Source organism: Amycolatopsis sp. NBC_00355 (genome assembly GCF_036104975.1).
Lineage (GTDB): Bacteria > Actinomycetota > Actinomycetes > Mycobacteriales > Pseudonocardiaceae > Amycolatopsis.
Genome location: NZ_CP107982.1, coordinates 1461769 through 1486831 on the forward strand (window position 1 = coordinate 1461769; position 25063 = coordinate 1486831).

Below are 25063 nucleotides of genomic sequence, written 5' to 3' on the forward strand. Positions count from 1 at the left end.
TTTAGGGCGGTTCTAACCGCCCTAAACACTCACGACCGCTCAGCTGGCGCCCGGATCAGCTGAGCGGGCAACGCCGAGACGAGCCGAGGCGGCGGCCGCCAGCTAGCGGACCGCGGCGCGCTCGATGATCGCGCCCGTGTCGACGCCGGCCGGCAGCGTGCCGAACGCGATGCCCCAGTCGCCGCCGAACCGGGACGCGCAGAACGCGTCCGCGACCGCGGGGTCGCCGTGGCGCACCAGCAGCGAACCCTGCAGCACCAACGCAAGCGACTCCACCAGCCGCCGCGCGCGGTACTCGATCCCGTCCAGGTCGGTCAGCTCCTTGCGGACCCGGTCCACCGCGTCGTCCAGCCGCGCGTCCCCGCCGGCGGCCAGCTCGACCTCCTCGAAGAACGCCGCCACCGACTCCGGCTGCCGGCCCATCGCCCGCAGCGCGTCCAACGCGGCGACGTTGCCCGAGCCCTCCCAGATCGACGTCAGCGGCGCTTCGCGGTAGAGCCGCGGCATCCCGGACTCCTCGACGTACCCGTTGCCGCCGAAGCACTCCAGCGCCTCCGCCGCGTGCGACGGCGCCCGCTTGCACACCCAGTACTTCGTCACGGCCAGGCCCAGCCGCCGGAACGCCTGCTCCCGCGGATCCTCGGGCCGGTCGCCCGCGGCCGCGAGCCGCATCGCCGCCGTCGTCGCGGCTTCCGACTCCAGCACCAGGTCGGCCAGCACGTTCGCCATCAGCGGCTGGTCGAGCAGCGCCTTGCCGAACGCGTGCCGGTGGGTGGCGTGGTGCACCGCGCGCACGGCGCCCAGCCGCATCCCCGACGCGCTGCCGAGTGCGCAGTCCAGCCGGGTGTTGTTGACCATCTCGATGATCGTGCGGACCCCGCGGCCCTCTTCGCCGACCAGCCAGCCGACGGCGTTGTCGTACTCGATCTCCGACGACGCGTTCGACCGGTTGCCCAGCTTGTCCTTCAGCCGCTGCAGCCGGATCGGGTTGCGCGAGCCGTCGGGCAGGACGCGGGGGAGCAGGAAGCACGACAGCCCGCCCGGCGCCTGCGCCAGCGTCAGGAACATGTCCGACATCGGCGCGGAGGTGAACCACTTGTGTCCGACCAGGATGTAGCTGCCGTCCGCCGACGGGGTCGCGGTGGTCGTGTTCGTGCGGACGTCCGAGCCGCCCTGTTTCTCGGTCATCGACATGCCCGCGATCAGCCCGCGCTTGGACGTCGGCTCCCGCAGCCCGAAGTCGTACTCGGTCGCCGCCAGCAGCGGTTCGTACCGCGCCGCCAGCTCCGGATTCGCCCGCAGGGCCGGGATCGCCGCGTAGGTCATCGAAATCGGGCAGCTGTGCCCGGCCTCGACCTGGCCCCAGACGTAGAACTTCGCCGCGCGCGCCGCGTGCGCGCCTTGACGCGAGTCCCGCCACGGCGTCCCGTGCAGGCCGTGCTCGACCGCGACCGTCATCAGGTCGTGCCAGTGCGGGTGGAACTCGACCTCGTCGATCCGGTGGCCGTAGCGATCGTGGGTGCGCAGCACCGGCTCGTTCTCGTTGACCAGCCGGCCCCAGTCCTGGGCCAGCTCGCTGCCGGCCAGCCGGCCCAGCTCGTGCACCTCGGCCGCGGCCCAGCCCGCCCCGGCCCGCTCCAGCCCGTCCAGCAGCGCCGGATCGGCCGCGACGTCGTGGCCGTTGAGCGGCGGGACCTGGTTGACGACCTCATGCGTGGCGGGCATCGGAACCTCCTAAAGCGCGAAGGACGAACGCGCGCAAGGCGGCGACGTCCTGTTCGTTTCCACTGGTCAACGGCCCGATCAGGACCTCGGCGGCGGCCCCCACCAGTGCGGCGGCGGTGATCCGGCCGTCCTGCGGCGGCAGCGAGCCGTCCCGGACGCCGGCCGCGACGTGCTCGGCGACGACGTCGGTGAACGCGCGGCGGAACTCGAGCCGTTCGGCGTCGATGAGCGCGTCGACCGGCTCGGCCAGCAGGGCGTAGGCCTGCCGTGGCGCCTTGAGCGCACGCTGGGCGAACGTCTCGAACACGGCCAGGACCCGCTCGGCGGGCTCGTCCAGGCCCGCGGACGCCGTCCGGACCGCCTCGACCTCCCGCGTCACGACCTGCCGGAACACGTGCACGACCAGGTCGGCCTTGGTGGGGAAGTGGCGGTACACGCTGCCGACGGCGACACCGGCCCGCTCGGCGACCGCGGCGACGGAGCACCCGCTGTAACCGCGTTCGGCCAGCTGGCGCGTCGCGGCGGCGACGATCGTCTCGCGCTGCGCGTCGAGACGTTCCTGCACCTTCGGGGTGCGGCGGTAGGGCACGTCAAGAAGTGAAGCACTGATTCATTACTTCAGTCAACGCTCGACGTCCGCCGGCAGCTTCCGCCGCAGGAGAAGAACGCCTCGAACGCCGACACCCGGCGCGCCAGCCGGCCGGTCGGGGAGCACGACGTAGACCCGCTCGCCCGGCGTCAGCGTCATCCGCGACACGATCTTCGGCCCCGGCCCCAGCCCGCCTGCGGCCTCAACCCCGGCTCCGGCGCCCTCTACAAGCACTTCCCGTCCAAGGCCGCCCTCCTCGAAGCCGCCGTCCACGACAACCTCGACCCGCCCGCACCGCCGAAACCGCCGACGCCCGGCTCCCCGACGACCCCCGCGAAGCCCTGCGCGTGCTCGCCGACCTCATCCGCCTGATGATCCGCGAGTTCACCGGCTTCCCCGAACTCTTCGAGAGCAGGTGGCAAGGCGTCCTCGCCCCCTCTACCGGCGCGGCACCGAGTGGATCACCACGCTGCGAGCCCAGGGAGAGCCGACGTCACCGACCCCGAAGCCACCGCCGCCGTGCTCGTCGCCGCCCTGACCTGCTACCCGATCCTCGACGTCCTCATCGGACACACCCCCGGCGACCTCGAACCCGGCCGCATCCCTCGCCGCCTGGACCGACCACGCCGTCGCGGCCCTCAACCTGCGCTCCTGAGAAACCGCTCCACGGCCACGGGGGAGCGCAGCTCCACAACGTCCACACCGGACGCCGCCAGCGCCCGCCGCAGCCCGGGCAAGGACCGCCGCCGGTAGCCCAGCACCCACCACCAGAAGTCCGCCCGCTCCCGGCCCCGCCGCACCGCCCGCCAGACACACCGCACCAGCGAGAAGTTCAGCAGCACCACCGTGTCCGCCACCGCGAGCCGGACCTCCAGCACGTCATACGGCCCCAGATCGCCCTCCAGCACCCACCGCGGACCCGCCACCAGCTCCCGCTGCCGCGCCACCCACTCCTCGCGCGACAACCCGACGAGCCCGGCCGCCCAGAACACCGCGTCCAGCTCCACCACCGGCAACCCGGTCACCAGCCCGAGCCGCCGCGCGAACGTCGACTTCCCGGCGCCACCACGCCCCAGCACCAGTACCCGATCCACGCCCGCCATCCTCGCCGGACTCGCACCCCGAGGCGACCGCTCACTTCCCGGTGATCACGCCGACCGCGATCCCCAGGATCGCCGTGTTGTAGACGAACGACACCACGCTATGCGTCAGCACCGTGTACCGGATCGGCCGCGCCCGGACCTCCACATCGGACGTCGCGAACGACGTCCCCACCGTGAACGCGAAATACGCGAAGTCCAGCAGATTCGGCCGCGCCGTCTCCGGGAACCGCAACCCGGGCCCCGGAGCGGCCTGATAATGCAGGTGCGCGTACCGGTCCGCGTACCCGAAGTGCAGCAGGATCCACGCCGCCAGCACCGCCGGCACCGCACTGATCTGCAGCACCGACGCCATCTCGTCGTCCTCCTCGGCGATCGTGTTCGCCACCAGGATCAACCCACCCGCCGTCATCCCGACCACGCTCACCACCAGCGTCGCCGCGAAGTTCGACCGCCGCCCCAGAAGACTGTGCAACCACGACGGCTCGGCCTCGTCACCCACCAGCCGGTACCGCCGGATCCGCACCCACCGCGTCACGATCGCCACCAGCGCGAACACGTCCCACGCCAGCAGGAACACCACGTCCAGCCCGGTGTTCGGCGCGATCAGCCACCCCAAGCCCAGCAACACCAGCAAGAACTCCGCGCACTGGTACCAGATCCTCCGCAGACGACGCATCGCGCGAAGCTAGCCGCCCCGCCGCCCGACGGCACCCGGGATCACCTGGTCAGGTGGCCCGGGGGACCAGCGCCACCAGATAACGGCAGGGGAGCGACCCCGGGTTCGCGAACACCCGGTCCGGCGCCGACCCCAGCTGCAGGCAGTCCCCGGCGTCCAGCTCGTGCACCTCGGCGCCCTCACTCAACCGCAACCGCCCGGCCAGCACCCAGATCTGCTGGTGCAGGAACGTGCTCGCCCGCAACGGCACCTCCGCACCCGCCGGCAACTCGATCTCCACCAGCTCCAGCGGCCGCCCGGCGGCAGGGGAGACCGACCGCCGCCGGTACCCGGAATCCGGATCCACCCACACCGGCTGCTCCGCCGCCCGCACCAGCCGCCGCCCGTCACCCTCGGCCCGCGCGATCAGCTCCGTCAGCGTCATCCCCAGCGCGGCCGACAGCTTCGCCAGCAACACGGCCGTCGGCTGGACGTCACCGCGCTCGATCTTCCCGATCATCGCCCGCGAGACCCCGGAATTCCCGGCCAGCACAGCCGCGGAGAGACCTTGCGACGTCCGCGCGGTATGGACGGTCGCCGCCAGGCGAAGAGTCAGGGGATCGGTCATCACTTGATACTATACGACACATTGCGGCTACCATATGAGCCATGAAGGTTCGAGACGCCACACCGGACGACGCCGCGGCCTGCGCCGCCATCTACGCGCCGTACGTCACCGACACCGTGATCTCCTTCGAAACGGAACCACCCGACGCCGAAGAGATGGCCCACCGCATCGCCGGCGCACACGCGTGGCTCGTCATCGAGGAGGACGGCCAAGTACTGGGGTTCGCGTACGCCGGCCCGTTCGCCAAGCGCGCCGCGTACCGGTGGTCGTGCGAGACGAGCGTCTACCTCGAACCCGGCCGACGCCGGACGGGCGCCGGGCGCGCCTTGTACGAGACGTTGTTCGACAGGCTGCGGGAGCACGGATACCGGCGGGCGTTCGCCGGGATGACCCTGCCGAACGACGCGAGCGCCGCACTGCACCGCGCACTGGGGTTCGAGCCCGCGGGCGTCTACCGGAAGGTGGGCTGGAAGCACGGAGCCTGGCGAGACGTCGCCTGGGTCCAGAAGGACCTCTCGGACGACGAGGGAGCCCCGGATCCCGTTTACTTGACATAATGTACATTATCGGCACTAAGGTAGTACCTGCGGCGGACACCCAAGAGGGGTGAAAGAGCCGGCTCCGCGGAGGTTCTTCGTCAGGACGGATCCTCCTGAGAGTTCACGCGGGAGCGACGTCGTAGCTCCGTCACACGGGCAGCCACGGAGGCTCAGCCGCGGCGTCTCGGGGCCTCAGGAGATCGCGAGAGCATCCCCTGGAGCTGCGGATTCGAGGTCCGGTCACCCGACCGTAAAACGTCACGGTGACGAAACTAGAGTTTGCGATATTGGGCCGAACGCGCGCCGGCAGGTCTTGACGGAGCCGTCTGGACGTCCTGCGGATCCACTCCGGGCAGACTGGCGGCCCCCAAGCAGCACTCGAACGTATGTGCGTATGCCCTGCTGTGCGTCGAAACGGGCGCCCGAGGGTCCCGAAGGCCGTCAGGCGGGATCCGGGATCCCCCGGGAGCGGACTCCCGGCGATTCCGACATTTCATGCATAATGGCAATTATGCATGAAATCGGACGGGACCCGGTGAGCGGAATTGTCGGTGCCGTACGGTACAAGATCCACCATGAAGGTTTCCGAGGCCCAGCAAGCCTTCTTCGCCGCGCGCCGGCCGCGCAAGGACTCGCCGCACACCACTGACGCCTACCGGCGGGATCTGGCCGGGATCACCACTCTCCTGGTTTCCGAGCTCGGCCGCCCTGCCGAGGACCTGGAGGTCGCCGATCTGACCGGGCAGGCGCTGCGGACGGTGTTCGGGGTGTTCGCGGACGGGCACGCGAAGAGCTCGGTGCTGCGGGCCTGGTCGACGTGGAACCAGTTCCTGACGTTCTGTGTGGCGGACGGGCTGCTGGCGGGCAATCCGATGGGCGCGGTGGCGCGGCCGCGGACGCCGGCGTTGACGCCGAAGCCGTTGCGGGGTGAGGAAACCCCGGAGCAGCTGCTGTCGGCGGCGGCCGCGGGTTCGCGGAAGGCGCGGGACCCGTGGCCGGAGCGGGACGTGCTGGTGATCGCGCTGGGGCTGGTGGCGGGGTTGCGGGCGGCGGAGATGCGGGCGCTGACGCCGCGGTCGCTGGTGGGGCGGGCCGGTGAGCTGCGGTTGCACGTGAAGGGCAAGGGCAGCCGGGATCGGTCGATTCCGGTGCAGCCGGTGCTGGCGGAGCTGATCGAGCGGTACCGGGAGTCGTGCCGGGTGCGGTTCCCGAGTGTGCGCTCCTCCCCTGGTTCGCCGTTGTTGCTGGATCGGGTGGGTGAGCCGATCGGGCGGGGGGCGCTGGAGTACCTGGTGAAGTCGTGTTACCGGGGTGCGGGGTTGCACGACCGAGTGCCGGCGGGGGCGAATCTGCACGCGTTGCGGCACACGTTCGCGACGCGTCTGGCGGAGGACGGGGCGACGGCGTCGGAGATCATGGCGTTGCTGGGGCACGCGAGCTTGGCGACGAGCCAGAACTACATCGAGGCGACCGGCCGGGAGCAGCGTGCGGCGGCGGCGAGCAACCGGACGTACCGTGCGCTGGACGGCTTGAGCTGACCGGCCCCGCCGCGGTGACGCCCGCCGGATGCCGGCGGGTGCGGCGAACGCGGTCGGCCGAGGAGTTCGGGCATCAGCCGGCCCGGGCCCCGCAACTCAGCGCCGAGTTGCTCGCCGACCTCGGGCACCAGCCGGGCCAGGTCGCCGGAAGGTGGGTCCCCTACCCCCGCAGCTCACCGCGGAGTTGCGGGTCGGGCTGTGGGGCTGTGGGTCAGCGGAGTTGTTCGAGGTCCCTGGCGGCGCGGGCGATGTCGGCGGCGAGGCCGCGCAGCTCTCCTGCGTCGGCTCCGTCGTCGGCGGCGGTGACGATGTCTTCGGCCGCGCAGCGGAGCTGGAAGAGGCGGTCCTGGAGGGCGGCGATCTCGGTGTCGGAAAGCACAACGGCGTCTTCGGGGAGGCCGCTGCGTTGCAGGGCGGTGCGGCGTTCGTAGGCGCGCTGGCGGCAGGATTGGCCGCAGTAGCGGCGCCGGCGGCCGACGTTGCCGCCTTCGGGGAGGCGGCGGCCGCACCAGCCGCAGTGCTTGGGGGCGCCGCGGCGGGCCGGGACGAGGTCCTCGGCGGGCGGCGCGGGCTGGGCTAGTTCGGCGGCTTCCCTCACCCGGGAGACCCTAGCTGGCCATCGTCTGCTCATGCCGGGGTCATGGCGGAAGTGCACACTTGAGGGATGCGCGCGTCTTTCCCGTACCTGGCCGATCCGCTCCCCCGTGCTTTCGCTCACCGGGGCTGGCACCTCGACGAGCTGGCGGGGCTGGAGAATTCGCTGCCGGCGTTCCAGCGGGCGTTCGCGGAGGGGTACCGGTACATCGAGACGGACGTGCACGCGACGGCGGACGGGGTCGTGGTGGTGCACCACGACACTCATCTGGACCGGACGACGGACGGGTCGGGGGCCATCGCGTCGCAAACGTGGGAGCAGCTGAAGAACGTCAAGGTCGGGGGCAAGGTGGCGTTGTCGCGGCTGGAGGACGTGCTGGAGGAGCTGCCGGAGGCGCGGTTCAACATCGATGTGAAGGCCGATCAGGCGGTGCGGCCGTTCGTGGACGTGCTGGAGCGGACGGGCGCGCAGGACCGGGTGGCGGCGGCGTCCTTCTCGGACGCGCGGCTGGCGCGGTTGCGGAAGCTGGCGGGGCCGAAGCTGGTGACGGCGGTCGGGCCGCGGTCGGTGCTGGCGTTGTGGGCGCGCGGGAAGCTGCCGCTGTTGCCGCTGGGGCCGCTGGTGCTCGGGGTGATGGCGCAGGTGCCGGTGCGGCAGGGTGCGTTGCGGGTGGTGGACAAGGCGTTCGTGTCGATGGCGGGGCGGTCCGGGATCGAGGTGCACACGTGGACGATCGACGACCCGGCGGAGATGCGGGCGCTGCTGGACCTCGGGGTGCACGGGATCGTGACGGACCGGCCGGATCTGCTGCGCGAGGTGTTGATCGAGCGGGGCGAGTGGCAGGCTTGAGGGGAATTTTGTCCACCTGTTCGCCGGAGTGACCGGTTCGTGCCGGTGTCGCTAGCGTGGGTTTCCTGCCCGGTTCCGGGCGTCCTTGGGGAGGGAATCCGTGCGAAGACGTGGTGTTGTGCTGCTCTGCGCCGTGGTGGCGTTGCTGGGTCTGATCGCTGCTCCGGGTGAGGCGGCGGGGCCGCCGCCGAATTCGGAGCCTTACACCGCTCCGGTGGATCAGCCGTTGTCGCTGGACGAGTGTCATGTGGATACGCGGCACGGTTATTTCGTGAAGAGCGTCTACGGGGCGTGCTGGTTCACGGAGCTGAAGTTCGCGCACTACGCGTGCCCGGAGCCGGCGTGTGGGGTGGACGGGACGGCGTCGGCGTACGTGTTTTCGACGTTGAACGTGCTGAAGGACTCGCGGCAGGTGGTGATGGCGCACCGGCTGGTGAACTGGCGGACGGACAACGTGGCGGACACGGCGCGGTTCGGGGTGTCGATCCTGTGTGGTCCGCCGACGGGTGGCGCCGGGTTCTGTGATCGGTCGGTCGTGCCGGTGGTGAAGAGCATCGCGGAGTGGCGGGCGGCTCCCGACGTCACGGAGGTGTTCTCCCTGGACGGCGAGGACCCGCCGGCCACGGGGGCTTCGGCGGAGGTGGCCGCGGAGAAGCGGACGTCGTACACCGTGCGGTCGCAGCTGGTGGCGGAGACGGGTGACCGGTTCACGTTGACCGGGTCGCCGATGGGGACGGGTGTGCGGTGCGACGTGGCGCGGCAGCTGGATCCGGCGGGGTACGTGCGGGGCGCGGATTGTGTGCTGCGGACGTGGTACACGCCGATGTTCGACTTTTCGGCGGCTGAGCTGCCGATCGCGGAGACGGGGCGGTTCGTGCGGGACGTCGCGCCGGTCGGGCGGTACGCGGGTTATCCGGGGACGTCGGGTGGGTCGGCCGGGTTCACCGGGCCGCAGAACCGGTTGTTCTACGACGTGGCGGCGCGTCAGGCGCACCGGGTGGCGGCCGAGGCGCGGTGTGCGAGCACGTGGGGGCCGTTCTGGACCCGGCACTCGGGCGGGTTGACCAACGTGTGTGGCGCTTATCCGGTCGACGAGAGCGTGCAGGGTGCTTCGGCGACGTCGTCGTTCACGGTGCGGCCGGTGCTGGACTCCGACCACGCGGAGTTCCTGCGGCGGTTCACCCGGTTCTTGGCGGAGAACCATGTGCTGGACGGTGACGGGTACTACTTCTATCCCCTGCCGTGATGCCGGACCCGGGCCGGGAACAGCCCGGCCCGGGTGCTGGTCAGCGGGGTGGTTTGCCGGACCAGGCGGCGTCCCAGGTCTTGGGGCCGAGGAGGCCGGAGTCCTTGATGCCGTTGGCGCGCTGGAGGGCGAGGACGGCTTCCTTGGTCTTCTCGAGGTAGCAGCCGGTGCCGGTGAAGCCGTAGCCGAAGGCGTTCATGCGGAGCTGGAACGTCTTGAGCGGGGCGGCGCAGTCGCCGTAGGCGTAGACGACGCCCGGCCACGCCGGTTTGCCGCTCGGGGGTGGCGGGGTGGGTGCGGGGGCCGGTCCCCCGCCGCCGATGTAGGCGGAGTCGGCGTAGGTGGGGACGCGTTTGCTGCGGGCGTCGCCGTCGCCGGAGAGCTTGAGCATGCCGGCGCACTGCCAGGGCTGCCAGCCGCGCATCCGGTAGAGGTAGAGGGCGCGGTAGTCCTGTTCGCCGGGGGCGGCCTGGTCGGGGCGGCCGGCGCCGCCGACGCTGCGCCAGGTGGGGAGGTCGAACTGGTAGGCGCCGTAGTAGCCGTTGCCGGTGTTGGTGGCGTAGCGGCCGCTCGATTCGCACATGCGGAGCTTGGCCCAGGCTGTCGACGCGGGGTCCGCGGAGGCGACGGCGGGGATGGTCAGCTGCAGACCCCCAGCGGCGAAGGCGAGGAGCAGGAGCCTCGCGACGGTGCGTCTCCGGTTGTGGATCATGCGAGCACAGTAGGAGCGTGCCCTTTTGACCACAAGGGACACACTTTGCTCAGCAGTCTCACACGAAACACCGTTCACTCTTGTCAGCGACACGCTGCGGACCGTGCGCCGTCATTGGCCACGGAAGTGGCGGATGACCACGATGCGACAAACCGGACACGTTTCGGTGTTGCGGTGACCGGCGCCGCCGCCTCCCCGTAGTCTCCGCGCTGACCTGGACATACTTGACCTTGAGGAGCCGTGGATGACGCTGGCCGGGACGCGCTCGACCAAGCGCGAGCGCTGGGGCTGGTATTTCTACGACTGGGCGAATTCGCCGTTCTATTCGTCGACGACGACGGTGTTCGGCGCGCTCTACATGAGCACGATCGCGGCCGAGGACGCGAAGTCGAACTTCACCCTTAACGGGGACCACGCCTGTGTCGACGCGTCCGGCGCGGCGGACACGCTGCACCACTGCGACGTGACGGTGTTCGGGCTGCAGTTCCCGGCCGGCTCGACGTGGGGCTACCTGCTGTCGGTGGCGACGATCGTGCAGGTGCTGGTGCTGCCGATCGCGGGTGCGGTGGCCGACCGGAGCCGGAACAAGCGGCGGATCCTGGGCGGGTTCGCGTTCCTGGGCGCGACCGCGGCGGCGGCGATGTTCTTCATGGCCGGCTCGGACTGGCAGCTGGGTGCGGCGCTGTTCATCGTGGCGAACATCGGCTACGGCGGTTCGCTGGTCGTCTACTACTCGTTCCTGGTGGACATCGGCGGGCCGGACGAGCGGGACGACATCTCGGCGAAGGGCTGGGCGTTCGGGTACCTGGGCGGCGGCCTGGCGCTGGCGTTGCAGCTGGGGTTCTACCTCGGCCACGACGCCTTCGGGGTGTCCAAGGGCACGGCCGTGCAGATCTGCTTCCTGACCTCGGGCCTGTGGTGGGCGCTGTTCACGGTCCCCGCGGTGCGGGCACTCCCCCGCGACCACACGCCGGTGGACGTCGCGCCGGGGACGTCGGTGCTGCGGGCGGGGTTCGGCGAGCTGCGGCGGACGATCGTCTCGGCGAAGGCGTTCCCGTTGACGCTGGCCTTCCTGGGCAGCTACCTGATCTTCACCGACGGCATCACCACCGTGGTGGCGGTCTCGGCGCAGTACGGCAAGGACGAGCTGCGGTTCGGCGACGAAGTGCTGATCATGACGATCCTGGTGATCCAGTTCGTGGCGTACCTGGGTGGCACGCTGCACGGGCTGGTGGCGCGGCGGATCGGGGCGAAGCGGACGATCCTGGGCAGTCTGGTGCTGTGGATCGTGGTGCTGGTCGGGGCGTACTTCATCCAGCCGGGGAAGGTGGTGCAGTTCCTGGCGGTGGCGGTCGGGATCGGGCTGGTGCTCGGCGGGACGAACGCGTTGTCGCGGTCGCTGTTCAGCCAGATGATCCCGGAGGGCAAGGACGCGCAGTACTACTCGCTCTACGTCGTGGGCGAGCGCGGGACGTCGTGGCTGGGGCCGCTGGTGTTCGCCGGGGTCGGGCAGGCGACGGGGTCGTTCCGGCTGGCGATCGTGGCGCTGGTGATCTTCTTCGTGGCCGGTCTGGTGCTGGTGGCGCTGGTCCCGGTGCGGCGGGCGATCGAGGCGGCGGGCAACCGTCCGCCGGAGGTGCTGTAGGTCCCCGATAGGGTCGACTGTCGTGACCTTGCTGAACGACCGGGCCTCCGGCCCCGATCCCACGGACGCCCTGTCGTCGGTCCCCGCGGCCGGTTCGCGCCGCGGCACGCCGCCGGTGGGCCGGCTGAAGTTCTGTTACGGGCCGATGGACTGCGGGAAGTCGACGCTGGCGCTGCAGATCGACCACAACCACGCGCGCCAGGGCAGACGGGGGCTGGTGCTGGTGCGCCACGACCGCTCGGGCGCGCCGCAGATCTCCAGCCGGATCGGGCTGAGCCGGCAGGCGGTGGAGGTCGGCGAGGACACCGACGTCCGGGACCTGGTGCGGCAGGAGTGGGCGCGCGGGCAGCACGTGGACTACGTGGTGGTCGACGAGGCGCAGTTCCTCTCCCCCGCGCAGGTCGACCAGCTGGCCGAACTGGCCGACGAGGTCCAGATCGACGTGTACTGCTTCGGGATCGCGACGGACTTCCGCAGCAAGCTCTTCCCCGGGGCCGCACGTCTGTTCGAGCTGGCGGACGAGCTGCAGCCGGTCCAGGTGGAGGTCTTGTGCTGGTGCGGGCTGGCCGGCCGGTTCAACGCGCGGGTGCTCGACGGCGAGGTTGTGCGCGAAGGCGATACGGTGGTCGTGGCAGATACCGAACAATCCGTAGTTGAAACTTCAGCTTCAGCACGATTTGAGGTCGAATCAGCTACTTTGCGTTATCAGGTATTGTGCCGTCGCCACTTTCGGGCGGGTGACCTGGGACCCGTTACCGCGCATCACGGTCAGTTACGGTTGACCTGAAGGATGCGCGAGTAGCCCATCCGGGGGATATCAGCACTAAGAAGGCCGTATTGACGTCACGCCGGAGCGCGAAATGCCTCCTACTAGTGGAAGCTGATCCCGGCGGGTGACGCAGCTCATCGTGAGCAACGACATGGTGAACCGGGAATCCCCGGAGACCCTGAGTCGTTGCATAGGGTGAGCACCACCCTGGCTCCACCCCGGAGCTGACTGAAAGGACCCCATCATGGCCGACCGTGTTCTTCGTGGAAGCCGGCTGGGAGCGGTCAGCTACGAGACCGACCGCAACCACGACCTCGCCCCGCGACGCACCGTGCGCTACGCCTGCCCCAAGAACCACGAGTTCGAGGTGCCGTTCTCCGACGACGCCGAGATCCCGACGGTGTGGGAATGCCGGCTGCACGGCAGCGAGTCCGAGATCGTCGATGGCGGGCAGCCCGAGCAGAAGAAGGTCAAGCCGCCGCGGACCCACTGGGACATGCTGCTTGAGCGGCGCACCATCCCCGAGCTCGAGGACCTGCTGAACGAACGTCTCGCCGAGCTGAAGGGCCGCCGGACCTCCCGGTCCGCGTGACCCCTTCGGGCTTCGGCTCGTAGCCAAGCTCCCACCACAACGGAAAGGCCCCCGCGACCTCCCCCCGCGGGGGCCTTTCACATGCCCGCACCCCGGCTGCCGCGGCCTTCGACGGCCGTGAGGGGCACCCTCAGGGCTCTCAAGTCCCTGAGGGTGCCCCTCACGACAGCTCTCCTGGTGGCCGCTATCCAGCCGCACGATGAGTCCGCGACCAGCCGCATGCGCGCCGGCAGCTCGCCTAGTGCCGTGAGGGTGCCCCTCACGGCGGGCTCCGCTGGAACTACTCCCGAGCGGCGTGCGCGCCGACGGAGTTGGCCGACAGCTCACCGCGGCGCCGTGAGGGGCACCCTCACGGCACCGCGGTGTCACACCTCAGCCGCACGTGAACCCGCAACCAGCCGGGTGCCCGGGCGACCGCGTTGGACCGTCGACAGTCGTGAGGGGCACCCTCAGGGACATAAAAGCCCCTGAGGGTGCCCCTCACGACCGGCCACCTGGTGCATTACCGCCGCGCGCCCGGCGGCTCGCCGTAGGCCATGAGGGTGCCCCTCACGGCGGCCGGCTAGCGGCTGAACGGGCCTTCCAGGGCCGCCCACTGCAGCAGCATGATCGTCTTGGCGTCGGCGATCTCCCCCGTGCGCACCATCGCGAGGGCCTCCTTGAACGGCAGCTCGACCACCTCGATGTCCTCCCCCTCCTCCGCGAGCCCGCCACCCGGGCCGCGTTCGGCCGGGCGGTACGGCGCGGCGTAGCAGTGGAGGCGCTCCGTGACCGAGCCCGGGCTCATGAAGACGTCGAACACGTGCTCCAGCTCACCGATGCGGACGCCGGTCTCCTCTTCGGCCTCGCGGCGGATGGCCGTCTCGGGGTCCTGGTCGTCCAGGAGCCCGGCCGCGGCCTCCAGCAGCATCCCGTCGGGGTGGTCGTTGACGTAGACGGGGTAGCGGAACTGACGGGTCAGCAGCACAGTCGCGCTCTCGAGGTCGTAGAGCAGCACGGTGGCGCCGTTGCCGCGGTCGTAGGTCTCGCGCTGCTGGGTCGTCCAGTGGCCGTCGTCGTGGCGGTAGTCCAGCGTCGTGCGGCGCAGCACGTGCCAGCCGGCCGCGAGCAGCTCGACGCCGGTGACGCGCACCCGCGGGTTCCGGTCCAGGTCGCGGCCCACGCGGTCGAGGCCGGTGCGGCCGCGGTGATCCGGGACGTCGAGGCCGGGCACGCTTGTCGAAGTGGTCATGCCGCGACCATAATGTGCACGACTCGGAACGAACAAGGAGGATCGTGCATGCTGGTCGGGGAACGCCGCGAGCTGCTGCTCGGCCGGCTGGCCGCCGAAGGCAAGGTGCTGGCGAAGGACGTCGCGGCCGAGCTGGGTGTCTCGGAGGACAGCATCCGCCGTGACCTGCGCGACCTCGCCGCGGCCGGGCTCTGCCAGCGCGTCTACGGCGGCGCGCTGCCCATCTCCCCCGCCGTCGCCGACTACGCGAGCCGGACGTCGATCGCCGTGGCGGGCAAGGACCGGGTGGCCGCCCTCGCCGCCGGGCTGATCCGGCCGGGGTCGACGGTCATCCTCGACGGCGGGACCACCTCCCTGGCCGTCACGAAAGCGCTGCCCAGGGACCTGGCGGCGACCGTCGTGACCCACAGCCCCACGGTCGCCGCCGCGCTGCTGGACCACGCCGGCATCGAGGTGTTCCTGCTCGGCGGCCGCCTGTTCCGGCACTCCGCGGTCACCTGCGGCGCCGCCGCGGCCGAGGCAGCCCAGGCGATCAGCGCCGACGTCTTCCTGCTCGGCGTCACCGGCGTCCACCCCGAGGCCGGCCTGACCACCGGCGACGCCGACGAAGCCGCGATGAAGCGGACGCTGGCCCGGCGCGCGGCCGACACGTACGTGCTGGCGAGCGCCGAAAAGCTCGGCGCGGCGTCGCGGTGCGCGGTCTTGCCCTTCGCCGACGTCGCCGGAATCATCACCGACGCCGACGAAGCCGACCCGAACGTGCGGAAACTTGCAGCGCAGGGGGTCGAGCTGCGGCTCACCGGCCACTGAGGAAACGCCATGAGTGAGCACGGGGGTCGAGTTCGCGGCGCTGTTCGACGCCGAGATCCGCCCGCACAACGAACGCTTCCGGGCCGCGGCGGCCGTCACCTGCGTCGAGAACGCGGAGAAGCCGCGTTCGAGGCCGCCGAAGTGGGTGAACCGGTCTGCTACGGCCCCGACAGCGCCACGGCGGTCGAGTTCACCCCTGGGCTCAGGAACGCGCAGGAAGTGCTCGCCGCCCATGACGAGGAAGACGCCGTAGTGGGCCAGCTGCGCGCGGCGTTCACCGCGCACCAGACCCCGACGGCGTCTTCCTCGGCTCCGAGGCCTGGATCGTGACGGCGCTCAGCCGCGCTTGAACAGCCGCTTCAGCTGCTGTGTGCGGCGCTGCACGCCCCACGTCGCCACGCGCAGGAACGCCTCGCGGATGATCGAGCCGCTCATCTTGGACTCGCCGATCTCGCGCTCGGTGAACGTGATCGGCACCTCGACGATCTCGAAGCCGGCGTCGGCCGTGCGCAGCGTCAGGTCGATCTGGAAGCAGTAGCCGTGCGAGTTGACCTCGTCCAGGGCCAGCTTCTCCAGCACCGGACGCCGGTACGCGCGGAACCCGGCGGTGATGTCGCGCACGCGCATCCCCAGCGCGAGCTGCGAGTAGACGTTGGCGCCGCGGGAGAGGATCTGGCGGTTGACCGGCCAGTTCACCACGCTGCCGCCGGGCACGTACCGCGACCCGATGGCCAGGTCGGCGTCGCCGACCGCGTCCAGCAGCCGGGGCAGGTCCTCGGGCGCGTGCGAGCCGTCGGCGTCCATCTCGACGATGGTGTTGTACTCCCGCGCGAGGCCCCAGCGGAACCCGGCGATGTAGGCGGCGCCCAGGCCGGCCTTCTCCGTCCGGTGGAGCACGTGGATGTGCTCGTCGGCGGCGGCGCGCTCGTCGGCGAGCTCACCGGTCCCGTCCGGGCTGCCGTCGTCCACGACCAGCACGTCCACATCCGGAAGTGCCTTGTGCAGGCGGTCCAGGATCGGCCCGAGGTTCTCCCGCTCGTTGTAGGTCGGGATCACCACCAGCACCGGCTCGATTCCCCGGGCCCCCCGCGGCGCCTGCGACATCCGTGCTCCTCCGATATCCCCGGCGGTCAGTCCGCCGTGTCCCCTGCCGTGCCGGCGCTGCTGCGCCGGGTGCGAAAACGGAGTACGAGCCCGCCGGCCACCCCGGCGATCGCCAGTGCCAGCAGCCCGTACTCCGTCCACGCACCGAGTCGATCCGACAGCGTAGTCTGCGTCCGCAGCGGGACGCGCCCGACCAGGGAATCCGCGGTGAAAAGGCCCGTTGAGCTGGTAACCGTCCCGTCGGGGGCGACGATCGCGCTCACTCCTGAGACGGCGGACACCACGACGGACCGGCTGTGCTCGACCGCCCGCAGCCGCGACATGGCCAGCTGCTGCACGCTCATCTCGCTCTCGCCGTACCAGGCGTTGTTGGTCGGCACGACCAGCACCTCGGCCCCGTCGCGCACGGCGTCGCGGGCCGGGTAGTCGAACGCCGCCTCGTAGCAGACGAACACGCCGACCTTCGTGCCCGCGGCGGCCAGGGTCTGGTTCGCGCCGTCGCCGGGGACCATGTCGACGGTCTCCTGGTCGACGAACGGCGTGACGAGCTCGGCGAGCTTGCGGGCGGGCACGTACTCGCCGAAGGGCACGAGCTGCTGCTTCGCGTAGCGCTGCCCGGGCCCGGTGCGCGGGTCCCAGGCGATGACGGAGTTCTGGATGTGCCGGTCCGGCAGCACGTAGAGCGCGCCGATCAGGGCGGGCACGCCGAAGCTCGCGACGAGCTGGTCGACCTGCGGGTCCGGGCCGTTGACGGTGGTGGCGCTCTCCGGCCACAGGACCAGGTCCGGCTTCGGGACCTTCCCGGCACGGATCGCGTCCAGCAGCCGTTCGCTCTCGGCGAGGGTGTTGCGGCGCAGCAGGTCCCGCTCACCCTGCAGCGCGAGGCCGATGTCCGGGGCGTTGCCCTGCACGGTGGCGATCGTGCGCTCGCCGTCCTGCGCGCCGGTCCCGATGGCCGGCCACCAGGCCAGGCCCGCGACGACGGGCAGCACGGTGCCGAGGGCGGCCAGGACGTTGCGCCGGGCGCGCAGGGCGGGCTTCAGGGCGGCACGGGCGTCCCAGAGGCCTCCGGCGAGCACGGCGAGGCAGAAGCCGGTGAAGACGACGGCGAGGCCGACCAGGGGCGCGCCGCCGATCGAGGCGAGCGGCAGGAACGCGCCTTCGGGCTGGCTGAACGCGACCCGGCCCCACGGGAAGCCGCCGAAGGGGAACCACGCGCGCGGCGTCTCCATCGCGATGAAGATCAGCGCGCCCCACAGCGGCGCGAGCGGCAGCCGCGACACCAGCGTGATGAGACCGCCCGCCAGGCCGTAGTAGAGGGCCAGCGCGAACGACAGGCCCAGCCACGGCCACGGGCCGTAGTCCGGGCCGAGGAAGTCCAGCAGCCAGGTCAGCAGCGGCAGGAAGAAGACGAACCCGAACGCGAAGCCGTACCCGAACGCGCCCCGGAAGGTGCGGCCGCGCAGCACGAGGGCGAACCCGGCGAACGCGAGCGGGGCGAGCCACCACAGCGGGCGCGGCGCGAAGCTCAGGTAATAGGCGAAACCGGACACCAGCGCGCCGGCCAGCCGCAGCAGCCACATCCGGGGGAAGGGCCTGGTACGGGCGGGTTTGTGCGAAGCGCCCGGTTCGGGGTCCGCCACGGTGACTGCCACAGGGGTTGACTCTAGGTGCCCGGCGTGAAGTCGTCGTAGACGACCTCGCCCGCGCGCACCGTGCGCAGGCAGCGCGGCAGCGCCGCCCCGGGCTCGAGGCGCGGCAGCGGTGGCACGCCGGCCCGCGGATCGGTGGACCAGCGCTGCACCCGGGTGTCGGGGGTGGCGACGACGAGGTCGGTCGCGTCCCAGATCGCGTAGTGGGCCGGCGCGCCCGGGGCCAGGCTCCCGGTGCTCCCGTCGTGGACGCCGGCGGCGCGGTGCCCGGCCCGGGTGTGGGCGGTGAACGCGGCGCGAGGCGACAGGCCCGCGCCCGGCGTCCGGTGGTAGGCGGCCGCGCGGACGCCGGCCCACGGGTCGAGGGGCGTGACGGGCGCGTCGGAACCGAAGGCGAGCATGACGCCTTCGGCGGCCAGGGCGGAGAAGGGGTTGAGCCCGGCCGCGCGGCCGGCGCCGAGGCGGTCGGCGTACATCCCGTCGGTGCCGCCCCACGCGGCGTCGAACAGGGGCTGCATCGAGGCGACGACGCCCCAGCCGGCGAGGATCTGGGCCTGCTCGGCGGTGACCATCTCCAGGTGTTCGAGGCGGTGATGGCGGGCGGCCAGGGCGCGCTGCCCGACCTCCTTCTCGGCGAGGCGGAAGCCTTCGATCACCTCGGCGGTCGCGGCGTCGCCGATGACGTGGAAGCCGGCCTGCAGGCCGGCTTCGGTGCAGGCGGCGAGGTGCTCGCCGATGCGGTGGGCGTCGAGGTAGAGCGTGCCGGAGCCGTGGTGGTCGGCGTACGGCTCGGTCAGGGCCGCGGTGCGGGAGCCGAGGGCGCCGTCGACGAACAGGTCACCGGCCAGGCCGCGGACGCCGAGTTCGCGGGCGGTGTCGACGGCGCCGAGCTCACCCCAGTAGCCGATGACCTCGGGCAGGCCCGGGCCGGCGAGGGCCAGGAGCGCGGTGAGGTCGTCGCGGCCGGAGATGTCGGGCCCGGCGCACTCGTGGACGCTCACGATGCCCTGCTTCGCGGCTTCGGCGAGGAACGCCCGCTGGGCGCGTTCGCGCTGCTCGGGGGTGATGGCGGCGCGCACGGCCGTGCGGACCGCGTGGTGGGCGTCGCGGGTCAGCGGGCCGTCGGGCGACCAGCCGTCGGCACCTCGGGCGGCAGGGGCCAGCTCGACCAGCGCGGTGGAGACGAGGGCGGAGTGGACGTCTACGCGGCTCAGGTAGACCGGGGTGTCCCCGGCGGCGGCGTCAAGTTCGGTGCGGCTGGGCGGCCGCGGGTCGGTCCAGGCGGTCTCGTCCCAGCCGTGGGCCAGCAGGACCTGCCCGGGGACGACGGCGTCGCGGACAGCGGCCAGCAGCCCGGCGCGGTCGCGCACGGCGGTGAGGTCGAGGCCGGTCAGGTGCAGGCCGGTGGCGGTGGCGTGGACGTGGGAGTCGACGAACGCGGGGGCCACGAAGGCGCCGTCGAGGTCGACGACCTCGGCGCCGGGGTGCAGCGCGCGGGCCGGGCCGTCCTGCCCGGCCCAGACGACGGTGCCGCCGGTGATCGCCAAGGCCGTGGCGTCCGGGCCGGCCGGGGTGTAGATGCGCCCGCCGAGCAGGAGCGTGGTGTGTTCGTCCGTCACGTCTTGAGTCTGCTCCGCGTCTCGAACCCCTCCGCCACCTGGGGGAAGATCTACGAGCATGCAGGAAGATTTACTCCGTGAGAACGTTATGACAGGATATTTTGACGCCTAACCGACGACTGGGAGTACAAGTGACTGCGATCCAGGAACCTGTGACGCCTGCCGCCGCGATCGACCAGCCCTATAAGTACGCCCGCGCCGAGCTGGTGGAACCCGACTGGCGCCGCTTCCCCGGCTGGCACGACGTGACCGACGCCGAGTGGCGCGACGCCCAGTGGCAGCGGGTGCACTGCATCCGCAACGCCAAGCAGCTGCGCGCCCTGATGGGCGACCTGCTGGAGGAGCGTTTCTACGACGACCTGGCCGCCGACCAGCGCGAGATGGCGACCATGTCGATGCTGCTGCCGCCGCAGATGATCAACACGATGGCGCCGACGGCGGGCACCGACCCGGCGAAGGTCACCGAGGCGTTCTACGCCGACCCGATCCGCCGCTACATGCTCCCGGTCAAGAGCGACCGCGACACGACGTGGCCGAGCCACCCCCACTCGGAGCGCGACTCACTGCACGAGGCGGAGATGTGGGTCGTGGAGGGCCTGACCCACCGCTACCCGACCAAGGTGCTGGCCGAGATGATCTCGACCTGCCCGCAGTACTGCGGCCACTGCACCCGGATGGACCTCGTCGGCAACTCCACCGAGCAGGTCGAGAAGCACAAGCTCTCGCTCAAGCCGGTCGACCGCCAGGACGCGATGATCGCGTACCTGAAGAAGACCCCGGGCGTCCGCGACGTCGTGGTCTCCGGCGGCGACGTCGCCAACGTGCCCTGGCCGCAGCTCGAGTCGTTCCTGATGCGCCTGATGGACATCGAGACCGTCCGCGACATCCGCCTGGCGACCAAGGCCCTGGCCGCGCTGCCGCAGCACTGGCTCCAGCCGAAGGTCGTCGAAGGCTTGGAGCGCGTCGCCGTCACCGCCCAGCGCCGCGGCGTCAACCTGGCGATCCACACCCACGTCAACCACGCCCAGTCGGTGACCCCGCTGGTGGCGGAAGCGGCCCAGACGGCGCTGAACGTGGGCGTCCGCGACGTCCGCAACCAGGGCGTCCTGATGCGCGGCGTCAACGCGACGCCGGCCCAGCTGCTGGACCTGTGCTTCGCGCTGCAGGGCGAAGCGAACATTCTGCCGTACTACTTCTACATGTGCGACATGATCCCGAACGCCGAGCACTGGCGGGTTTCCGTGCACGAAGCCCAGGAGCTGCAGCACGCGATCATGGGCTACCTCCCCGGCTACGCCACCCCGCGCATCGTCTGCGACGTGCCGTATGTCGGGAAGCGCTGGGTGCACCAGCTCGCCGACTACGACCGCGAGCTGGGGATTTCCTACTGGACCAAGAACTACCGGACCGGCATCGAGCTGGACGACCCGGAAGCCTTGCAGCGGCGCTACCCCTACTACGACCCGATCACCACCCTGCCCGAAGCCGGCCAGACCTGGTGGGCGAACCGCTCCCGCTGACGCCGACGCGTCACTGTGCGAGGGGTGCCGCGCGGTCCCGATCGGGGCCGCGCGGCGCCCCTCGACTTATACGCGTGTTTGGGCTGGTCAAGGCCGGTGCTCACCGGTTGCGACCGATCGCCATACGGCCCAGAAGATCCACTGTGGACAGTCGCCCGGACCTGGCGACGGGCGCGGATCAGTCAGGCCGTACGGACGCGATCACGACAGCCAAGCTCGTCGAGTACGTCGAGGAGCTTGGCCGTGCGCTGGGACGACGCCTCCGATGCCCCGGACCCCGCCGACTACTCGCGGTACCGGCCAGACACTTTCCGGAGGGTCGCCGCGGGCACCGCCGTTTCGGCCTGGCCGACCGCGGCCGCATCGCGGAAGGCGCCCCTCGGCCCTCGCCGGAGACACGTCGGCTGCGACCAGCACCTGGCCCGGCACAGCCGCGGGCGGTTGCCGACCGCGCCCGACCGTCACGATTCCTTCAGCCCGCTGCCCGGCCGCCAGAGCGCGCGCGTGTTGAGCGTGTCGCCGATGGTCGTCGTCGGGTCGCCGTCGACCAGGAGCAAGTCGGCGCGGCGGCCACGTGATGCACGCGACGTCAGCAGCCGCGGTGGTAGGCCACCGCCCGCGGTTGCGTCGTGCCCGGCAACCTGATGGTCGCGGCCAGCGTCCCGTCGTCGGTGAGCCCCGCGGGCTGCGGGGCCGCGTTGAAGTCGGCGTCGCCAGCCAGGTCGGCGGTGGGTTCGCCGTTGTCCCAGATGCGGAGTTCGTAGTTCTCGGGGCCGAAGGTGTGGGCCACGCCGGCCATCGTCGTGCCGGCGTCGAGGAACAGGGTGTCGGCCGCTTCGGTGGTCGTGTGCACGACGTTCCCGGCCAGGTCCGCCTCGATGGCGACCGTCGTCAGCTCGGGCGTGACGACCGAAGCGGCGATGCGGCCGCCGTGGAAGGCCTCGAGGTAGACCGCGCCGCCGGGGTACAGCGGGGGCAGCTGCCGGTAACCGCCGTCCGCGGCTCGGACGAACACCTCGCCCGAGCGCTCGCCGACGTCGGTGTAGAGCAGGACGCGGCCCTGCTCGTCGACGTCGACCGGGTAGGTGTCGTAGAGGTGCTGCGGATCCGGGTTCAGGACCTCGGCCGTGCCCGGCCGCGCGGCGGCCCACAGCACCGGGTGGACGTCGCCGCCGAACTCACCGTAGGCGACGCCGATGACGTCCCCGGCGTTGTTGATGTGCGTGGCCTTGGCGGACCGGAACCCTTGCGGCATGGGCAGGTTCACGTAGTGGCCACCGCGGTACACGACGGGTTTCGCGGCCCACCAATCACCGGTCCCCCCCGTCCCCCACGACGTCTCCGGAGGAGTTGATGTCGCGCACTTCGACCAGGCGGAACGACGAAACGACCTGACCGCCGTGCCACCGCACCTGCGAATACGCGTCGGGGCCGCGCACCGCGCCGACGAACCAGCCGCCTTCGGCCGCCGCGTAGACCTCGCTGCTGGTGTAGGGCGCCGGCAGTGCCAGCGGTGTCATCGCCCAGGTGCAGCCCGCCGCCACCGCGGGTTGTGCGCCGGGCACGAGGGCGGCGCCGAGCGCCGCCACGAGTAGAAGAGTTCGCTTGAGCATGGTTCCCCCGGGAGTCGGCCGTCTCCCCCGCCACGCCCGGCGGCCCCGGGAGGTTTGGCCGCCGGCCGAGTCGCCACCCGAACGGCTCAACGAGCCGGCGTCACAGGTCCAGGGCACCCACGAACAACGCGGCCACGGCGGCGCGGTGCGCCGGGCTGTCCTGCCGGTGCAGGCGGCGCCCGGCCTCGACCACCACGCCGAACCCGGCGTGCACCAGCACCGCGCCTGGCAGGCGTCGAAGTCCGGGCCGCCCGGGAGAGCGTTGTGCCGGAGGGCATGCGGCCGATCCCTCAGGGGAAGGGACGCGATGAAATGGATGACGATGCCGGACTTGCCCTGCCAACGCGTTCGCACCGTAGAGTGCCGGCATGCGTGTGCTGTCCAGCCGTCCTGTCCGATGATGGCCGATCGCACCTCCCCGTTGAGCACCCTCGAGGTCGTCACCGGGCACGCCGGATCCGACTACACCCGGGGTCGCTGATGTCCGCCGACAGCGAGTACAGCCGGTTCCTCGACGAACTCCTCCCCGAACTCGAGTTGTCGCTGAGCAAGCGCAAAGATGCCGAAGCGATGCTGGAGCGGCTCCGCGCCTTCTACGCGGGGTTGCCCGCGCCCGGCCAGGAGCCGCGGCCGGAACCGGGCCGGGTCGCCGTCATCGCCCTCGATCCCTGGCGCGACTGGTCCGCCGAGGTCAAGAGCGCGGTGCTGGTCGCGGACCTCGTGATCTGCGACGACCCGCTGCTGTACGTGCAGGACCACATCAAGCGGTTCGCCCACTTCTACCGGCGGACCTTCGGCAGGCAGACCGGCACCCGGCTGCTGGCCCACCTGGCGACCCAGCTCGAGCGGATATGGGACGTGCTGCCGCTGGTACGGGCCGGGCTCGTCGTGTTCCGGCCGCTGCGCATGGCGGCCGAGGAGACCGTGACCGCGGTGGAGCGCGCGGTCACCGACCACCTCGGCGACCACCTGGAAATGCTCGGCTACGACGTGCACAGCTATCCGCAGTGGGTCGAGTACCGGCTGCCGCTGCTGGCCGAGCAGGCGAAGATCGAGCTGGACCGTGAGCTGTGGACGGAGTTCGGCATGGGTCCTGCCGAGATAGCCCGCTTCACCGTCGAGCCGCGGCTGACCCTGCAGTCCCTGACCACGTGGAACGGGCTGCTGCACGCGGAAGCGGTCGACGGGACGTTCTGGAGCACGTCCGACGCGTACTGGCGGCTGGCCCGGGACGCGATGAACGGCCTGCATCCCGGGACGAGGCTGCTGTCCTTCGTCGACACGTTCACCCGGCCGGTCCTGGAACAGGTGCCGACGCTGGACCTGCTCACGATCCGGGGTAACGACGAGGCGTTCGACGCCTTCCGGCGGCACCTCGCGCTGACCGAAGACCTGATCAGCTCGGATCCGGACGAGGAGCAGTTCTCCGCGGACGTCGCCCGGGTCTTCGACGAGGTGTTCCGGCCGAACATCCGCGTCATCGAGAAAGCCATGCGGCGCAACACTCTGCTGCGTGACCTGCCTTTCGTCCTGGCCACGGCCGGCTTCGCCGTCGCCGGCGGGATGGCCGGCGCCGCACCACCCGCGGCGACGATCTTCGGTGCCCTCTCGAGCCTCCTCGGCTTCGGCCCGGCGGTCCGGGACGGCCTGCGCCGGGAAGCCAAGGTGCACCAGGAGCCGGCGTTCGTGTTCTGGAAGCTCGGCGTGCCCGGCGCGTCCTGAGCCGTCATTCGTCGCTGGAGGTCGCTGCCTGGCTGAGGCGGAACATCGCGCCGATCAAGACACCCACGGTCGGCAGCTACAGCATGAAACACCTCGTTGAGCGCGCGATCGGTAAGTACGTGACCAATGGCGAGCTGATTGCCGCCGCACTGGTTGCCGGCTATCCCGTCAGGTACATTCCCGGCCCGAATCCGCTGCTCGGCATGAGCGCACGGGTTATACACCGCATCGAGACCGACCCGCGCTCTCGTGGCTGCTCCGCCGATCGGGCGACCGCAGCCAGCATGGTTCAGTGCGTTCGCCTGTTTCGAGCGCACACTGGTACCCAAGACCTCGGTGCGGTGGCGGGCGTTGAGGGCCGGGTTGGCGAACCGAGCGGACCGCGGACCTGCACTCGGAACGTCGAGGTCGGTACGGATCGGTGGGTGCCGGCGAAGGCCGCGGGCACGATTCGTGTTGGCTTGCCGACCGGCCTCGAAAGTGCCCAGGAGGGCCCCGATCGGCCTCCCTTCGGGTTCGCGCTACCACCTCACGCATGCGGTCGAGCGTCAAGGCCCGGACACGATCGGCGTGCCGGGCGCCTGAGCGATTCGCGCCGGCTGCCGCC

At 71.2% G+C, this 25063-nt stretch carries 25 protein-coding genes and 1 pseudogene; 10 read left to right on the forward strand and 16 right to left on the reverse strand.

The features are described 5' to 3' along the window. Positions 1-102 precede the first annotated feature (102 nt). From OHS18_RS05690 to OHS18_RS05720, 7 genes are all read right to left on the reverse strand, one after another. Positions 103-1725, reverse strand: a complete 1623-nt coding sequence (locus OHS18_RS05690; RefSeq protein ID WP_328616205.1) for an acyl-CoA dehydrogenase family protein — start codon at positions 1723-1725, stop codon at positions 103-105. Next, positions 1709-2314: a TetR/AcrR family transcriptional regulator gene (locus OHS18_RS05695; protein ID WP_328455356.1), complete on the reverse strand. Its 606-nt coding sequence runs from the start codon at positions 2312-2314 to the stop codon at positions 1709-1711. The genes OHS18_RS05690 and OHS18_RS05695 overlap by 17 nt, the downstream gene beginning before the upstream one ends. A 33-nt stretch (positions 2315-2347) precedes the next feature. After that, a complete protein-coding gene (locus tag OHS18_RS05700) occupies positions 2348-2473 on the reverse strand; it encodes a hypothetical protein (RefSeq protein ID WP_328455354.1) in 126 nt (41 codons plus the stop codon). Positions 2474-2752: 279 nt separating this feature from the next. Beyond that, positions 2753-2956, reverse strand: a complete 204-nt coding sequence (locus OHS18_RS05705) for a hypothetical protein (protein ID WP_328616206.1) — start codon at positions 2954-2956, stop codon at positions 2753-2755. Next, positions 2953-3408 (reverse strand): DNA topology modulation protein FlaR, encoded by a 456-nt coding sequence (locus tag OHS18_RS05710; RefSeq protein ID WP_328616207.1) that lies wholly within the window; start codon positions 3406-3408, stop codon positions 2953-2955. The genes OHS18_RS05705 and OHS18_RS05710 overlap by 4 nt, the downstream gene beginning before the upstream one ends. Positions 3409-3448: 40 nt before the next feature. After that, the gene (locus OHS18_RS05715) at positions 3449-4093 is read right to left on the reverse strand and encodes a DUF1345 domain-containing protein (protein WP_328616208.1); all 645 of its coding nucleotides are present in this window, start codon (positions 4091-4093) and stop codon (positions 3449-3451) included. Between the two features lie 49 nt (positions 4094-4142). Beyond that, entirely contained in the window at positions 4143-4700 is a 558-nt protein-coding gene (locus OHS18_RS05720; RefSeq protein ID WP_328616209.1) for a helix-turn-helix domain-containing protein, read from the reverse strand. A 41-nt stretch (positions 4701-4741) separates the two neighbouring features. Between OHS18_RS05720 and OHS18_RS05725 the strand changes: the two genes are divergently transcribed. Both OHS18_RS05725 and OHS18_RS05730 read left to right on the forward strand, forming a co-directional pair. Further along, a complete protein-coding gene (locus OHS18_RS05725; protein ID WP_328616210.1) occupies positions 4742-5257 on the forward strand; it encodes a GNAT family N-acetyltransferase in 516 nt (171 codons plus the stop codon). Between the two features lie 557 nt (positions 5258-5814). Next, a complete protein-coding gene (locus OHS18_RS05730) occupies positions 5815-6777 on the forward strand; it encodes a tyrosine-type recombinase/integrase (RefSeq protein WP_328455340.1) in 963 nt (320 codons plus the stop codon). A 211-nt stretch (positions 6778-6988) separates the two neighbouring features. On the opposite strand, the gene OHS18_RS05735 is transcribed toward OHS18_RS05730, so the two are convergent. Next, positions 6989-7375, reverse strand: coding sequence for a hypothetical protein (locus OHS18_RS05735; RefSeq protein ID WP_328616211.1), 387 nt, complete (start codon positions 7373-7375; stop codon positions 6989-6991). A gap of 66 nt (positions 7376-7441) precedes the next feature. Here OHS18_RS05735 and OHS18_RS05740 point away from each other — a divergent pair, with 66 nt between their 5' ends. Together OHS18_RS05740 and OHS18_RS05745 are read left to right on the forward strand one after the other, a co-directional pair. After that, positions 7442-8221 carry a glycerophosphodiester phosphodiesterase gene (locus OHS18_RS05740; RefSeq protein WP_328616212.1) on the forward strand — a complete coding sequence of 260 codons (780 nt, stop codon included), beginning with the start codon at positions 7442-7444 and terminating at the stop codon, positions 8219-8221. Positions 8222-8492: 271 nt separating this feature from the next. Then, positions 8493-9467 (forward strand): hypothetical protein, encoded by a 975-nt coding sequence (locus OHS18_RS05745; RefSeq protein ID WP_328616213.1) that lies wholly within the window; start codon positions 8493-8495, stop codon positions 9465-9467. Between the two features lie 40 nt (positions 9468-9507). On the opposite strand, the gene OHS18_RS05750 is transcribed toward OHS18_RS05745, so the two are convergent. Beyond that, positions 9508-10179 carry a transglycosylase family protein gene (locus tag OHS18_RS05750; RefSeq protein WP_328455332.1) on the reverse strand — a complete coding sequence of 224 codons (672 nt, stop codon included), beginning with the start codon at positions 10177-10179 and terminating at the stop codon, positions 9508-9510. 244 nt (positions 10180-10423) lie between these two features. Here OHS18_RS05750 and OHS18_RS05755 point away from each other — a divergent pair, with 244 nt between their 5' ends. From OHS18_RS05755 to OHS18_RS05765, 3 genes are all read left to right on the forward strand, one after another. Further along, positions 10424-11824, forward strand: coding sequence for an MFS transporter (locus tag OHS18_RS05755; protein ID WP_328616214.1), 1401 nt, complete (start codon positions 10424-10426; stop codon positions 11822-11824). 22 nt (positions 11825-11846) lie between these two features. Then, positions 11847-12611, forward strand: coding sequence for a thymidine kinase (locus OHS18_RS05760; protein WP_328616215.1), 765 nt, complete (start codon positions 11847-11849; stop codon positions 12609-12611). A gap of 226 nt (positions 12612-12837) precedes the next feature. Further along, positions 12838-13185 carry an RNA polymerase-binding protein RbpA gene (locus OHS18_RS05765; RefSeq protein WP_003081521.1) on the forward strand — a complete coding sequence of 116 codons (348 nt, stop codon included), beginning with the start codon at positions 12838-12840 and terminating at the stop codon, positions 13183-13185. 562 nt (positions 13186-13747) lie between these two features. On the opposite strand, the gene OHS18_RS05770 is transcribed toward OHS18_RS05765, so the two are convergent. Beyond that, entirely contained in the window at positions 13748-14416 is a 669-nt protein-coding gene (locus OHS18_RS05770; RefSeq protein WP_328455320.1) for an NUDIX domain-containing protein, read from the reverse strand. A gap of 48 nt (positions 14417-14464) precedes the next feature. Between OHS18_RS05770 and OHS18_RS05775 the strand changes: the two genes are divergently transcribed. Further along, positions 14465-15226, forward strand: a complete 762-nt coding sequence (locus tag OHS18_RS05775; protein ID WP_328616216.1) for a DeoR/GlpR family DNA-binding transcription regulator — start codon at positions 14465-14467, stop codon at positions 15224-15226. A gap of 336 nt (positions 15227-15562) precedes the next feature. On the opposite strand, the gene OHS18_RS05780 is transcribed toward OHS18_RS05775, so the two are convergent. From OHS18_RS05780 to OHS18_RS05790, 3 genes are read right to left on the reverse strand one after another with little or no spacing between them, the layout of a single operon-like run. Then, on the reverse strand, positions 15563-16330 hold the full coding sequence (locus OHS18_RS05780) for a polyprenol monophosphomannose synthase (protein WP_328455314.1): 768 nt from the start codon (positions 16328-16330) through the stop codon (positions 15563-15565). 26 nt (positions 16331-16356) lie between these two features. Continuing rightward, positions 16357-17985, reverse strand: a complete 1629-nt coding sequence (lnt, locus tag OHS18_RS05785; RefSeq protein WP_328616217.1) for an apolipoprotein N-acyltransferase — start codon at positions 17983-17985, stop codon at positions 16357-16359. 11 nt (positions 17986-17996) lie between these two features. Continuing rightward, complete coding sequence (locus OHS18_RS05790; RefSeq protein ID WP_328616218.1) at positions 17997-19601, reverse strand: amidohydrolase; 1605 nt, start codon at positions 19599-19601, stop codon at positions 17997-17999. A 131-nt stretch (positions 19602-19732) separates the two neighbouring features. Here OHS18_RS05790 and OHS18_RS05795 point away from each other — a divergent pair, with 131 nt between their 5' ends. After that, positions 19733-21121: a KamA family radical SAM protein gene (locus OHS18_RS05795; RefSeq protein WP_328616219.1), complete on the forward strand. Its 1389-nt coding sequence runs from the start codon at positions 19733-19735 to the stop codon at positions 21119-21121. 589 nt (positions 21122-21710) lie between these two features. On the opposite strand, the gene OHS18_RS05800 is transcribed toward OHS18_RS05795, so the two are convergent. From OHS18_RS05800 to OHS18_RS05810, 3 genes and pseudogenes are all read right to left on the reverse strand, one after another. Next, entirely contained in the window at positions 21711-22388 is a 678-nt protein-coding gene (locus OHS18_RS05800; RefSeq protein ID WP_328616220.1) for a hypothetical protein, read from the reverse strand. A gap of 43 nt (positions 22389-22431) precedes the next feature. Further along, positions 22432-22710, reverse strand: a complete 279-nt coding sequence (locus OHS18_RS05805; RefSeq protein ID WP_328616221.1) for a hypothetical protein — start codon at positions 22708-22710, stop codon at positions 22432-22434. A 124-nt stretch (positions 22711-22834) separates the two neighbouring features. Continuing rightward, positions 22835-22984: pseudogene (locus OHS18_RS05810) on the reverse strand (TetR family transcriptional regulator); the annotation flags it as partial. A 230-nt stretch (positions 22985-23214) separates the two neighbouring features. On the opposite strand from OHS18_RS05810, the gene OHS18_RS05815 reads away from it, so the two are divergent. After that, entirely contained in the window at positions 23215-24456 is a 1242-nt protein-coding gene (locus OHS18_RS05815; protein WP_328616222.1) for a hypothetical protein, read from the forward strand. Positions 24457-25063: the final 607 nt, after the last annotated feature.

What these genes read in the sequence shown, in the direction of transcription:
- OHS18_RS05770 (WP_328455320.1), bottom strand. Translation starts at nt 14,416, where the DNA reads ATGACCACTTCGACAAGCGTGCCCGGCCTCGACGTCCCGGATCACCGC.
- OHS18_RS05755 (WP_328616214.1), top strand. Translation starts at nt 10,424, where the DNA reads ATGACGCTGGCCGGGACGCGCTCGACCAAGCGCGAGCGCTGGGGCTGG.
- OHS18_RS05720 (WP_328616209.1), bottom strand. Translation starts at nt 4,700, where the DNA reads ATGACCGATCCCCTGACTCTTCGCCTGGCGGCGACCGTCCATACCGCG.
- OHS18_RS05780 (WP_328455314.1), bottom strand. Translation starts at nt 16,330, where the DNA reads ATGTCGCAGGCGCCGCGGGGGGCCCGGGGAATCGAGCCGGTGCTGGTG.
- OHS18_RS05740 (WP_328616212.1), top strand. Translation starts at nt 7,442, where the DNA reads ATGCGCGCGTCTTTCCCGTACCTGGCCGATCCGCTCCCCCGTGCTTTC.
- OHS18_RS05700 (WP_328455354.1), bottom strand. Translation starts at nt 2,473, where the DNA reads ATGACGCTGACGCCGGGCGAGCGGGTCTACGTCGTGCTCCCCGACCGG.
- OHS18_RS05715 (WP_328616208.1), bottom strand. Translation starts at nt 4,093, where the DNA reads ATGCGTCGTCTGCGGAGGATCTGGTACCAGTGCGCGGAGTTCTTGCTG.
- OHS18_RS05690 (WP_328616205.1), bottom strand. Translation starts at nt 1,725, where the DNA reads ATGCCCGCCACGCATGAGGTCGTCAACCAGGTCCCGCCGCTCAACGGC.
- OHS18_RS05775 (WP_328616216.1), top strand. Translation starts at nt 14,465, where the DNA reads ATGCTGGTCGGGGAACGCCGCGAGCTGCTGCTCGGCCGGCTGGCCGCC.
- OHS18_RS05815 (WP_328616222.1), top strand. Translation starts at nt 23,215, where the DNA reads ATGTCCGCCGACAGCGAGTACAGCCGGTTCCTCGACGAACTCCTCCCC.
- OHS18_RS05730 (WP_328455340.1), top strand. Translation starts at nt 5,815, where the DNA reads ATGAAGGTTTCCGAGGCCCAGCAAGCCTTCTTCGCCGCGCGCCGGCCG.
- OHS18_RS05750 (WP_328455332.1), bottom strand. Translation starts at nt 10,179, where the DNA reads ATGATCCACAACCGGAGACGCACCGTCGCGAGGCTCCTGCTCCTCGCC.
- OHS18_RS05725 (WP_328616210.1), top strand. Translation starts at nt 4,742, where the DNA reads ATGAAGGTTCGAGACGCCACACCGGACGACGCCGCGGCCTGCGCCGCC.
- OHS18_RS05765 (WP_003081521.1), top strand. Translation starts at nt 12,838, where the DNA reads ATGGCCGACCGTGTTCTTCGTGGAAGCCGGCTGGGAGCGGTCAGCTAC.